Origin of the sequence: Dickeya zeae NCPPB 2538 (genome assembly GCF_000406165.1) — a bacterium.
GTDB classification, from domain to species: domain Bacteria; phylum Pseudomonadota; class Gammaproteobacteria; order Enterobacterales; family Enterobacteriaceae; genus Dickeya; species Dickeya zeae.
On sequence record NZ_CM001977.1, the window covers coordinates 420462 to 432567 of the forward strand.

Annotated in this window: 13 protein-coding genes; 9 read left to right on the forward strand and 4 right to left on the reverse strand. The window is 54.8% G+C overall.

What is annotated here, in order from left to right:
* Positions 1-50: 50 nt before the first annotated feature.
* The 9 genes from DZE2538_RS01930 to DZE2538_RS01960 all read left to right on the forward strand — a co-directional run bounded on the left by DZE2538_RS01930 (position 51) and on the right by DZE2538_RS01960 (position 7738).
* Positions 51-959, forward strand: coding sequence for a homocysteine S-methyltransferase family protein (locus DZE2538_RS01930; protein ID WP_019843621.1), 909 nt, complete (start codon positions 51-53; stop codon positions 957-959).
* 132 nt (positions 960-1091) lie between these two features.
* A complete protein-coding gene (locus tag DZE2538_RS01935; RefSeq protein ID WP_038915447.1) occupies positions 1092-2633 on the forward strand; it encodes an ABC transporter substrate-binding protein in 1542 nt (513 codons plus the stop codon).
* A 49-nt stretch (positions 2634-2682) separates the two neighbouring features.
* Positions 2683-3681, forward strand: coding sequence for an ABC transporter permease (locus tag DZE2538_RS01940; protein ID WP_019843623.1), 999 nt, complete (start codon positions 2683-2685; stop codon positions 3679-3681).
* A 27-nt stretch (positions 3682-3708) separates the two neighbouring features.
* On the forward strand, positions 3709-4530 hold the full coding sequence (locus DZE2538_RS01945; RefSeq protein ID WP_012883113.1) for an ABC transporter permease: 822 nt from the start codon (positions 3709-3711) through the stop codon (positions 4528-4530).
* Positions 4523-6118 carry an ABC transporter ATP-binding protein gene (locus DZE2538_RS01950; RefSeq protein WP_038915448.1) on the forward strand — a complete coding sequence of 532 codons (1596 nt, stop codon included), beginning with the start codon at positions 4523-4525 and terminating at the stop codon, positions 6116-6118. The genes DZE2538_RS01945 and DZE2538_RS01950 overlap by 8 nt, the downstream gene beginning before the upstream one ends.
* A 103-nt stretch (positions 6119-6221) precedes the next feature.
* On the forward strand, positions 6222-6701 hold the full coding sequence (locus DZE2538_RS20080) for an Hcp family type VI secretion system effector (protein WP_071603547.1): 480 nt from the start codon (positions 6222-6224) through the stop codon (positions 6699-6701).
* A gap of 59 nt (positions 6702-6760) precedes the next feature.
* Entirely contained in the window at positions 6761-7018 is a 258-nt protein-coding gene (locus tag DZE2538_RS20735; protein WP_152486112.1) for a lysozyme family protein, read from the forward strand.
* Positions 7005-7361 (forward strand): lysozyme family protein, encoded by a 357-nt coding sequence (locus tag DZE2538_RS20010; protein WP_050568648.1) that lies wholly within the window; start codon positions 7005-7007, stop codon positions 7359-7361. The genes DZE2538_RS20735 and DZE2538_RS20010 overlap by 14 nt, the downstream gene beginning before the upstream one ends.
* Positions 7358-7738 (forward strand): lysozyme inhibitor LprI family protein, encoded by a 381-nt coding sequence (locus DZE2538_RS01960; protein ID WP_038915450.1) that lies wholly within the window; start codon positions 7358-7360, stop codon positions 7736-7738. The genes DZE2538_RS20010 and DZE2538_RS01960 overlap by 4 nt, the downstream gene beginning before the upstream one ends.
* Positions 7739-7856: 118 nt before the next feature.
* Here DZE2538_RS01960 and DZE2538_RS01965 read toward each other — a convergent pair whose 3' ends face one another.
* The 4 genes from DZE2538_RS01965 to DZE2538_RS01980 are packed head-to-tail and all read right to left on the reverse strand — an operon-like array spanning position 7857 to position 11825.
* On the reverse strand, positions 7857-8591 hold the full coding sequence (locus DZE2538_RS01965) for a proteasome-type protease (protein ID WP_038915451.1): 735 nt from the start codon (positions 8589-8591) through the stop codon (positions 7857-7859).
* Positions 8592-8647: 56 nt separating this feature from the next.
* Positions 8648-9466, reverse strand: coding sequence for a transglutaminase family protein (locus tag DZE2538_RS01970; protein ID WP_038915452.1), 819 nt, complete (start codon positions 9464-9466; stop codon positions 8648-8650).
* Positions 9463-10392, reverse strand: coding sequence for an alpha-E domain-containing protein (locus DZE2538_RS01975; protein ID WP_016943027.1), 930 nt, complete (start codon positions 10390-10392; stop codon positions 9463-9465). The genes DZE2538_RS01970 and DZE2538_RS01975 overlap by 4 nt, the downstream gene beginning before the upstream one ends.
* Positions 10386-11825, reverse strand: coding sequence for a circularly permuted type 2 ATP-grasp protein (locus tag DZE2538_RS01980; RefSeq protein WP_038912954.1), 1440 nt, complete (start codon positions 11823-11825; stop codon positions 10386-10388). Before DZE2538_RS01980 ends, DZE2538_RS01975 begins: the two co-directional genes overlap by 7 nt.
* Positions 11826-12106 lie beyond the last annotated feature (281 nt).

Here is a 12106-nt window from a genome sequence, read left to right on the forward strand (position 1 = left end):
TATGGTGGCGGGAACTCTCTTTTATACGATGACCTGATTAAGGAAAGACAATGGCAGACAACGTTCTGATTTTGGACGGGGGAATGGGGCGTGAACTGGCACGCATCGGCGCTCCTTTTCGTCAGCCGGAGTGGTCGGCGCTGGCGCTGATGGAGTCGCCACAGCATGTGCGCCAGGTGCATGACAGCTTTATTGCTGCCGGTGCACAGGTGATTACCAGCAACAGTTATGCTGTGGTGCCTTTCCATATCGGTGAAGCGGTATTTAGCGAACGGGGCCAGGCTCTGGCCGAATTGGCCGGTCAGCTGGCGCGTCAGGCGGCGGATGCCGCCTCGCACCCGGTGCGAGTTGCCGGTTCACTGCCGCCGGTGTTGGGCTCATATCGTCCTGATCTTTTTAACGCCGAGGCGGCGACGCCGATCCTGAAAACGTTGATCGATGCCCTTAACCCTTATGTGGATGTCTGGCTGGCGGAAACCCAAAGCTCGCTGGCGGAAGTGGCGCTGGTGCGTGAACTGCTGGCGAATGACCCGCGCGAGCTGTGGCTGTCATTTACGTTGCAGGATGAACTGGATGCTGACGGTCATGCCCGCCTGCGCTCCGGTGAATCTGTGGCTGCCGCCGCACAGGAGGCCGCTCGTCTGGGGGCCGCGAACCTGTTGTTCAACTGTAGCCGCCCGGAAGTGATGGCCTCTGCCGTGGCACAGGCCAGCGCGACGTTAAGTGCGCTGTCGGCTCCGATTGGTGTGGGCGTGTACGCCAACGCGTTCGAGCCGGATGATAACCAGCGCGGTGCGAACGAAGGGTTGAGCCGACTGCGCACCGATACGCACCCAGAAGGCTACCTGCAATGGGCACAAGAATGGGTATCGCAGGGAGCATCGCTGGTTGGGGGCTGTTGTGGTATCGGCCCGGAGCATATCGCCCGTCTGGCACAGGCATTCCACCGTCAGTCCTGATGGCGGCGAAAAATATAACGATATGTCCCCTAAATAATTCGAGCTGCAGGAAAGCCAACGCACCTGCAACTTGAAGTATGACGGGGATAATAACTATCCGTAACGGATAAGCACTCACGAAGGGAACACAACATGAATCGTCGTCATTTTATTAAAAGTGCCTGCGCCTTATCCGTCGCAGCGGCCGCTACCGGCTGGCCGTTGAGCGCCGCCTGGGGTGCCGATGCCGCAGAACAACCGAAAAAAGGCGGTCATTTGATAGTCGGGGTGGATAACGCCTCCAGCACCGACCGTCTCGACCCGGCATTCTGGTTTGAAACCTATATGTACTTCGTGGGGTCCCAGCTGTTTAATAACCTGCTGGAGCTGGATGAAAAAGGCGAGCTGGTGCCGTCGCTGGCCGAATCCTGGGAGAGCAAGGACGGCGGGCGCACCTGGGTGCTGGCTATCCGCAAAGGCGTTCAGTTCCATGATGGCCGCACGCTCAGCGCTAAAGACGTTATTTATTCGCTCAATCACCACCGTGGTGAGAAATCCAGTTCATCGGTGAAAGGCTATCTCGACCCGGTGGTGGCGATGGACGCCACCGGTAGCCATGAAGTCACCATTCGTCTGAGCGAACCGAACGTAGAATTCATCGCACTGCTGAGCGATGTGCACTTTGCCATTACCCCGGAAAATGAGAATTTCGACAAAGGTATCGGTACCGGTGCCTTTATTCTGGAGAGCTTCCAGCCCGGCGTGCGCACGTTGGTAAAACGCAATCCGAATCATTGGAACAGCGCACGCGGCCATGTCGACTCGGTCGAAACGCTGGCGATGAACGACTCTACTGCCCGTGTGGCAGCGCTGGTGAGTGGATCGGCCCATATCATCAACCGTGTGAACCCGCGTATTGTCGGGCGCATTCAGAACATGCCGACGCTGCAATTGCTGCGCTCGCGTGACAGCCAGATTTTCACCTTCCCGGGTTTGAGCAATGTTGCGCCGTTTAATAATGAAGATGGCCGACTGGCGCTGAAATACGCGATTGATCGCCAGCAGATTATCGATACCGTGCTGGGCGGCTATGCCAGCGTGGCGAACGATAACCCGATTTTCCCGTCCAACCGCTATTTCGCCAAAGACATTCCCCAACGTCCTTACGACCCGGAGAAAGCCAAGTGGCACTGGCAGAAAGCCGGGTTCAGCGGCCCGCTGACACTCTCTGTCGCTGATGCTGGTTTCCCCGGCGCGGTGGATGCCGGTCAGTTGTATCAGGCGTCTGCGCAGAAAGCAGGCATTACGCTGAATGTAGAGCGTGTGCCGGACGACGCGTTCTGGGACAATGTGTGGATGAAAAAACCGTTCGTGTCCTCTAACTGGTCGGTTCGCCCTACCGCTGATGCGCTGTTGTCGCTGGTGTTCACCAGTCAGGCACCGTGGAACGAATCTGGCTGGAAGAATGATGCGTTCGACCAACTGGTACGTGCGGCACGTGGTGAAGCCAACGAAGACAAGCGCCGCCAAATCTACCATGACATTCAGGTGATGCTGGTGGATCAGAGCAGTGAAATCATTCCGCTGTATGCTGACGCGCTCGACGCCTGCAGTACCAAAGTGAAGGGATTGAATGCCATTCCAGGTTTCCCACTCAGCGGCAACCGTGCTGCGGAAAAAGTGTGGCTGGCCTGAGAGAGATAAAGGGCGGGAAAGATGCAGGTAAAAGGCAGGTAATGTGACGATGTTTCGCCGAAGGACGGTGCTTGAACAATGGGCTGGTCGCTACCCGCTGCTGATGTTGATTTTGCGGCGCCTGCTGGCGGGTGTGGCGATGGTTGCCGTGGTATCGGTACTGATTTTTGCCGGTATTCAACTACTGCCGGGCAATGCCGCTACCGCTATTCTGGGGCAGACGGCAACGCCGGAAGCGGTACGTGCGCTGAATGCCCAGTTAGGGCTGGATCAGCCCGCAGTATCGCGGTATCTCCACTGGCTGTGGGGCATGATCGGCGGCGATTTCGGTCAAAGTTTTACCAGCCGTCAGGCGATTGCGCCGGTGCTGGCATGGCGGCTGGAAAATACGCTGTTTCTGGCCGGGTGTACCGCCGTGGTGGCGGTGCCGTTGGCGTTGCTGATAGGCTTTTTGTCGGTGCGTTATCAGGGCAGTTGGCTGGACCGGCTGCTCAATCTGTTTACCCGCGTCGCGGTGGCGTTGCCGGAGTTTTTCTCCGGCTACCTGCTGATTTTGATTTTTTCCATCACCCTGTTTTGGCTGCCGAGCAACAGCAATGTGAGCGATCATATGCCGCTCGGTGCGCATTTGACGGCTATCGCGCTACCTTGTCTGACGCTGGTGCTGGCAGTATTGGGCCACATGAGCAATATGACCCGTGCGGCGCTGATAGGTGCGCAAAACGCCGCCTATGTCGACACGGCATTGCTGAAAGGGATGTCGCCTTCGGTTATCCTGCTGCGCCACGTGCTGCCCAACGCCTGGGGGCCAATCATCAACGTGATTGTCCTTAACCTGGCGTACCTGATGGTAGGTGTGGTGATTGTCGAAAGCGTGTTTGTTTACCCTGGGCTTGGTCAGTACATGGTCGATAGCATCAGTAAACGCGATATGCCGGTGATTCAGGGCTGCGCGCTGGTGCTGGCGACAATTTACATCCTGCTGAATCTGCTGGCAGATGTGGTATCGCTGATGGCGAACCCGCGTCTGCGTCATGCCCGGCGGTAATGCCGTCAACCGAATGGATATCTGTACATGCCTGCTGTAAAACCTTCCGTGGTGCTCGGTCTGCTGGGGCTGGGTCTGTTTATTGGGGTCGCGTTATTCGCGCCCTGGATTGCGCCTTACCCGGCCGATAAGGTGGTGGCGGGTGCCTGGTTGGGGCCCATGCCGCAGGCGTGGCTGGGTACTGACAATATCGGTCGCGACCTGTTTTCCCGCTTGATTTGGGGAACGCGTACTTCGCTGGCGGTGACGGCACTGGCGGCAGCGTTGGCGTTTGCGCTGGGCGCCGGGCTGGGTTTTCTGGCCGGGGTATGCGGCGGTTGGGTGGACCAACTGATTTCCCGCGTTAATGACGTGCTGATGGCGATCCCAACACTGATTCTGGCTCTGGTGGTATTGGCGATGCTGCCGAAAAGCACCTTCATCATCATTCTGGTTCTGGGCGTGTTAGAAGCCACTCGTGTGCTGCGGGTCGCGCGTTCGCTGGCTGTGGATATCGCCACGCAGGAGTTCATTGAGGTCGCGCGACTGCGCGGTGAGTCGATGGGGTGGATCCTGTGGCGTGAGATTTTGCCGAATGCGCGCAACACGCTGGTGGCGGAATTCGCGCTGCGTTTCATCTTTATTTTGCTGTTCCTGTCGGCGTTGTCTTTTCTGGGGTTAGGGATTCAGCCACCTACCGCCGACTGGGGGGGGCTGGCTCGTGACAATAAAGACGGCATCCTGTTTGGAGTGTGGGCGGCGCTGGTGCCGGGGGCAGCTATCGCCCTGCTGGCGGTGTCGCTCAATGTGGTGGCGGACTGGCTGCTAAGCCGTGACGGTCGTAACTGGCGTGGAGGCCGTCATGAGTGAGTTGCTGCGGGTCGAACAGTTGTGCGTGACGGCAGGCGGCCGGGCGCTGGTAGAGGACATCAACTTTACCCTTCATAAAGGGGAAGTGTTGGGGTTGATTGGCGAGTCCGGCGCAGGGAAATCCACCATCGGTCAGGCGATTCTTGGGCACTGTCGTCACGGCATGCGTATTGAAAGCGGGCATATCTGGTTTCAGAACGGTGATAAGCGCAGTGATCTGGCCTCGCTATCAGAGCGCCAACTGCGCGCTGTTCGTGGCGCTCGCATTGCGTATGTAGCGCAATCAGCCAGTGCCTCGTTTAACCCGGCGCAGCGTATCGGCGAGCAGGTGATTGAAACGGCGGTGCGTCACGGTGTGTTGTCACGCCAGCAGGCGGTGGCACGGGCGATAGAACTGTTTACCCAACTGTCGTTGCCGGAACCGCAAACCTTCTTCCAACGTTATCCGCATCAGGTATCCGGCGGTCAGTTGCAGCGGGCGATGATCGCGATGGCGATGTGCGCTGGCCCCGACCTGATCATTTTTGATGAACCGACCACTGCACTGGACGTGACCACCCAGCTCGGGGTACTCAACGCCATCGATGAGATTATCCGGCTGACGGGCGTGGCTGCATTGTATATCAGCCACGATCTGGCGGTGGTGGCGCAAATCAGCCACCGTATTATGGTGTTGCGGCATGGTCGTCAGGTGGAAACCGGCGACACCGCGTCATTGCTGGCTAGCCCTGTTGAAGCCTACACCCGTGACCTGTTACAGGCGCGCGGCGAGCCCAAAGTACCGCAAGCGGTGACAGACGACATCCTGCTGGATATCCGTCATCTTGGTGCACGTTATCAGCAACAACCGGTATTGCAGGACGTGTCGCTGCAACTGGCGCGTGGACGCACGCTGGCGGTGATCGGCGAATCGGGGTCTGGCAAGTCAACGCTGGGACGAACCCTGTGTGGGTTGCTGGCACCGGCAGGCGGCGAGATCCGGCTCAACGGCGACGCACTGCCAGCGAAACTGGCGCAGCGTAATCGTGCTCAGTTGCAATCGATCCAGATGATTCACCAGCACCCGGACACCGCGCTCAACCCGCGTTTGCCCGTCGGTGTGCAGATTGAGCGCTCAATGGTGTGCCTGACCCAACTGGACGCCACCGCACGACGCTTGCGCGTCAGCGATTTGTTGCATCAGGTGGGGTTGCCAGCGGAGATGGCGCAGCGTTACCCCACTGCGCTGTCCGGTGGTCAAAAGCAACGCGTTTGTATTGCCCGAGCACTGGCGGCACAGCCGTCGCTAATCGTCTGCGACGAGCCAACCTCCGCGTTGGACCCGCTGGTCGCCCGTGACGTGCTCGCGCTGCTGCGTCAGATCCAGCAGGAAACCGGCGTGGCTTATCTGTTTATCACCCACGATTTACACGTAGTGCGCGAAGTGGCCGATAGCGTAGCGGTGCTGCGTCACGGCCATATTGTCCGGCAAGGCCCGGTGACGGAAGCCCTGTCACCGCCGCTGGATGACTACACGCAGCAACTGCTGCTGGCGGTGCCGGAAATGCGCTGCGGCTGGTTGCGGGATGTGATGGCGCGGGAGCGGTAATATCCGGTTTTGTTTGCTTTGCGCGCCATATATTGAAGGATATACTGGGGTAGTTTTCTTATTATGGATTCTATACTTATCTAAGTAGACAAGGAGCGTTTGTATGTCACACCTTATTTATTTAACCTTGGAAGGAAGTCAACAGGGATTAATCTCTTCCGGTTGTTCAACCTTTGACTCTATTGGGAATCGCTATCAAAGTGGGCATGAGGACCAGATACAAGTATTAGGATTAAGCCACTCTATAACTAGAGAAGATAATATTGCTCATCATCCAATACAACTAACTAAACCGATAGATAAGTCATCACCATTACTCGGTATGTCTATTACCTCCAATGAGAAGCTTACTGCTAATTTCTTTTTTTATAGAACGAATTCTGCCGGGCAGTTAGAGATTTTCTATGAGCTGAAGCTAATAGATGCAAGAATTGTGGATGTATCATCTTCCTACCCTCACTCTATTAATAGTAATGAAGCTTTACCATATGAAGTAGTTCGGTTGAAGTACAAATCAATAGAGTGGTCACATAAAACAGCAGGGACGTCCGGGTATAGTATATGGAATGATGGTTATGAATGATGCCTAATAGAGTTAAGTCTGGTTTTTTATAATTAATAGGGAATGTATAGGGAAGTTAAATGGATATTAAAGAGGGGGCTTTTACCTTCAATGCCGAGGGGGATGATATCCCTGGTAGTCTCTATTTCTCAAGAAAAATCCATTGGCCAGGTAATCCATCTATTTGTAAGGATATTGCCTCTGGAGTGACAATAGGAAGAGGGTTCGATCTTGGTCAAAGAACTCAAACTGAGTCATATTATCATCTTGTGAGTGCTGGCGTTCCACAAAATAAGGCTATTGCGATCTCAGGAAGGTGCAGGGATGCGTGGATGTGATGCCTCAGCGTTTGTTATAAAAAACAGAGATAAAGTTGGTGAAATAACACATTCTCAGCAAGCTAATCTGTTTAGACTATCATTTGCTATGTATATTACAAGAGCTAAAGGATTTTATAATAAGTATAAAAATTCCAATGCAGTCTCTTGGGATGATATGAATAGCAGGATGAAAGATATATTTATTGATATGATTTATCAAGGCGCAATGAGAGTGAGATATGTTCCTTCTTTTGAGAGGAACACGCCTGAAGATGTTATTCTGTTGATAAAAAATACACCCAGCTTGGCTGCTTATGATAAAAGTAGGAAAAGAATAGTCTATCTGAAGGAGGCGAAATGAGAGGGTTGATGTTTTTTGTTTTATTTTTATCATTTTCATCTCAAGCAGATGAGATTCAATCCTGCTATGATAAAAAAGTGACAGCCTATATTCAGAATTGTATGGAGCAGTTGTCTCATAAAGAGTCTGAAGAATATAACAATATATATCATAGTTTTATAAAAAGTATTCGCCGTGAAGATTTGGCTAATTATGATGATTTTATCGCCTCCATTGATGAGGCGAAATTATTCTGGGAGAAATATAGTATTAGTGAATGTAAGGCGGAAGGATTGCTAAATATTAAGGATTCACCTGCATACTCTATTGCATATAACGAGTGTATGATTAAAGCCTACAGGGAGAGAGTGGCCTTTTATAACAAATACCCTTTCTGATATTTATAAAAAAATAAGACGTGCCTTGGGCGGTTTTATACCCTAACTCATTTCGGTAACTCGAATGAGTCAGGGTATATATGTCATCCTTAAGTCTCCGCCGACGATAGCGTAGGTTTTACCCCTGCACCGGAAATGGCGGCAACTGCCGAAAGGTATTCAGTAACCCTTCCGACCAGGCTTTGCGAATGGTGGCGAAGTAAGGGTCGTTTTCGGTGATGCGGTGCTGTTCGCTGATATCGAAACTGCCAGCACGGTATATCATCACATCCAGCGGCAAGCCGACCGACAGGTTACTGCGCAATGTTGAGTCAATCGAAATCAGTGCACAACACATGGCCTGCTCCAGCGGCGTATCCATCGTTAACACCCGGTCGATAATCGGTTTACCGTATTTGCTCTCGCCTATCTGGAAGTAAGGGGTGTCGCCGGTCGCTTCGATAAAGTTGCCTTCCGGATAGATATGGAACAGCCGCGGGGCTTCGTCGCCAATCTGGCCGCCAAGCAGCAGGTTGCAGCCGAAATTGGTGCTGCTACCGTTCTGCTGGGCCAGACTGTCGCGGTGGATAACCTCACGCACGGTTTCACCCACCAGTGTGGCGGCATCGTACAAGGTACTGGTTTGCATCAGGTTGGGCGTATGCTGGGCGTGGATACGCGCCTTGAGCAGGCTGATAATGCTTTGGGTGGTGGCAAGATTACCCGCCGACTGGATAACCAAGACGCGCTCACCTTCCTGATGGAATACGTGGAGCTTTCTGAAGGTTGCGATGTGATCAACCCCCGCATTGGTGCGGGAGTCGGAAGCAAAAACCAGCCCGTCAGACAGACGCATGGCCACACAGTAGGTCATACAGTACCTTTTTACCGATTTTACCGACTAGACGAAAACAGGAGTCGTCGCTCCTGTCATTGTTGCTGTTGCACCTGTTGCTGGCGTTCGAACAGGCTCACTGCCGCTTCTGAAAACATCTCTTCACACCCGCCACCCAGTCGACTGCCGCGCACCGGGCAGGCATCCAGGTAATCCATCCCCACCGCAAGGCGCAAATGCTGATTGAGCTTGCGGGTGTTGTTGGTGATGTCAAAACTGTGCCAGCGCTCGTTGAGCCACACCTCAGCCCAGGCATGCATGGCGACATGCGTAGTATCCCGGCTATACACGTAACCACTGACGTAACGCGCCGGAATACGCAGGCTGCGGCAGCAGGCCAGAAACACATGGGTGTGATCCTGACAGACGCCCTTGCCTTTGGCAAAGGCAATGCAGGCGGTATCCTGCACCTGCGTGGCGCCGGGAGTATACGGCATTTTCAGTTGCAATTCTGCCATCAGGGTTTCCAGACTGCCAATCGGGTCAGCCTCCTGATAATAGCGACGGGCAAAGTGGCGGATGGCATCATCCGCTTCAGTCAGCGTGGTACCGCGCAGGAAAATCAACGGCGATAATCCGTCTTCCTCTTCCGGCACCTCTTCCACGCCCTCGGCAATTTCCACCACCCCCTGTGCGTGGATCAGAATATCGTGGTGCGGGCTATCCAGCGTGAGCACATGCATCAGATTGCCATAGGCATCGGTGGTGGCGACGGCGGGCGTGGGCAAGGTCAGCTTCCATTCCCGAATGCGCTGGCGGGCAGAACTTTGCGGCGTCAGTCGCAGGTACTGGGTGCTGAACTTCACTTCTTCATCGTAACGGTAGTGGGTCAGGTGATTGATGGTCAGTTTCATAGCGCCTCCAGATAGGTGTGACGGATGCTATCAGCCAGTTCGTTGATTTTGGTGAGGAAACGGTTGAGGTAGTGTTGCAGGTCGTCGGCGAGGATATCGTCGAGCGAGCCGAAGCGCAGTTCCACGTGCAGCAAATGCGCCAGACGTTGTGGGATACGCGCCCGTTCGCTGCCGATCATCTCCAGTTGCTGTACCAGATCGCCCACGCAGGCATGCAGCGAGCGGGGGACGTCATTGCGCAGTACCAGCAGTTCGGTGACCGTTTCCCGGCTGATGGGCTGACGATAGAGGCTGTGGTAGGCTTCGCGGGCGCTCACCGCACGTAGCAGGGTATCGAGCCGGTAGTATTCGCGCACCGGGTCCAGGTCATTATTGAGCTGCTGATCCTTGACAGTCAGCAACTGAGCGGTAGCGAACGACCGTTCGATCAAGGTGCCGATGCGAATAAAACATTGGGCGTCGTTACGCAGCAAGGTGCCGAACATGGCACCGCGAAACAGATGGGCGCGCTCTTTCACCCAGTCAAAAAAGGCGTCGATACCAATTTTATCCACCCCGGACTGGCGCAGGTTACGAATATCAATACGGGTGGTATTGATGCACTCCCACACCTCGGACGACAAGCTGCCGCGCACCGCATGCGCATTGTTCCACGCCATTTCGATACAGCTGTAAATGCTACTGGGGTTGTGACTATCCAGCGCAAAGAAATTCAGCAGGTTATTCATGGTAAAGCGGGCGTAGCGTTCCTGAAACAGTTCATGGGTGAACGTCAGGTTGAGCGGCAGCGCCAGATCGTGCTGCTGCTGGCTGTGGCGCGGCATCATCGACAGTTTGTAGGTGACGTCCAGCACGCGGGCGACACTTTCCGCCCGTTCCAGATAACGGGCCATCCAATAAAGCTCGCTGGCGGTACGACTTAGCATGATTCATCCTCCTCCATCACCCAGGTGTCTTTGGTGCCGCCGCCTTGCGAGGAGTTCACCACCAGTGAGCCTTCAGTCAGCGCGACGCGGGTTAGCCCGCCGGGGACCAGTCGAATTTCCTCGCCGTAGAGCACAAACGGGCGCAGGTCGATGTGGCGGGGCGCTAATCCCTCCTCAACGAAAGTGGGGCAGGTGGAGAGCGCCAGCGTGTCCTGGGCAATATAGTTACCGGGATTAGCCAGCAGACGCTGACGAAAATCCTCGATTTGCTGGCGGGTGGATTTGGGGCCGACCAGCATGCCGTAGCCCCCGGCACCGTGTACTTCTTTCACCACCATGCTGGCGAGATTCGCCAGCACATAAGCGAGATCGTCGGATTTGCGGCACTGCCAGGTCGGGATATTGCCGAGGATCGGCTCCTCAGACAGATAAAAGCGGATCATCTCCGGCACGTAAGGGTAGATGGATTTGTCGTCCGCCACACCGGTGCCGATAGCGTTTGCCAGCACCACACCGCCAGCGCGGTATACCGACAGCAGTCCCGGCACTCCCAGCATGGAATCAGCACGGAACGCCAGCGGGTCAAGGAAGGCGTCGTCAATACGGCGGTAGATCACATCCACCCGGCACGGCCCTTCAGTGGTGCGCATATACACCGCACCCTCTTTGACGAACAGGTCCGCGCTTTCGACCAGTTCCACCCCCATTTGCTGAGCGAGGAAGCTGTGCTCGAAATAGGCGCTGTTGAAGCGGCCTGGCGTCATGACCACCACGGTCGGGTCGTCAATGTGGGTGCTTTCGCGCAGGGTTTGTAACAGGTAGCTGGGGTAACGCTCTACCGGTGCGATGTGTTGGCTGGCGAACAAATCTGGATAAAGCCGCATCATCATTTTGCGGTTTTCCAGCATATAGGAGACCCCGGATGGCGTGCGCAGGTTGTCTTCCAGCACGTAATAGTGGCCGTCGCTATTGCGTACCATATCGATACCGGTGATGTGTGCATAAATATTGTTATGCAGATCAACACCCTGCATGCAAGGCTGGTACTGCTCGTTCGCCAGCACCTGTTCGCGGGGCACGATACCGGCGTTGAGGATGTGCTGCTGATGATAGATGTCGTAGAGGAAGGCGTTGAGCGCTTTGACGCGCTGGCGAATGCCGAGGTCCAGCATTTTCCATTCGTGGGCCGGGATAATGCGCGGCACACTGTCAAACGGGATCAGACGTTCGGTGCCGCCTTCTTCGCCGTAGACATTAAAGGTAATTCCCACCCGGTGAAACAGTAACTCAGCCTGCTCTTTCTTCTGGCGGATGGCATGTTGGTCAGTCTGTTGCAACCATTGCCAATAGGCGTCGTAGTGCTGACGTTGCTGGCCTTCTGCGTTGAGCATCTCATCGTAGTAAGGCGCGGCCGGAAGCGTCATTTTTATCATTGTCATCCCCTGCATTCCGCTTGATAGAAGATACAAGAGGAAATGCAGAAAGCATGCCAGCGTGGTAAATGAGGTACTTATCGCAGGTGGGTGAGAAAAACTGCACTTCGTTGGTGCAAATGATGGCAAGCGGTGCGCTATGGCGGGGTTATGCCGCGAATAACGTGATAACGGATGGTGCGATGGCGCAAGGGAAGCACCAGCGTGAAACACTCAGCACAGTAAAGCACTCAATACAGCGAAATACTCGATACAGTGAAATACCCGGCACGCGGTAGCGC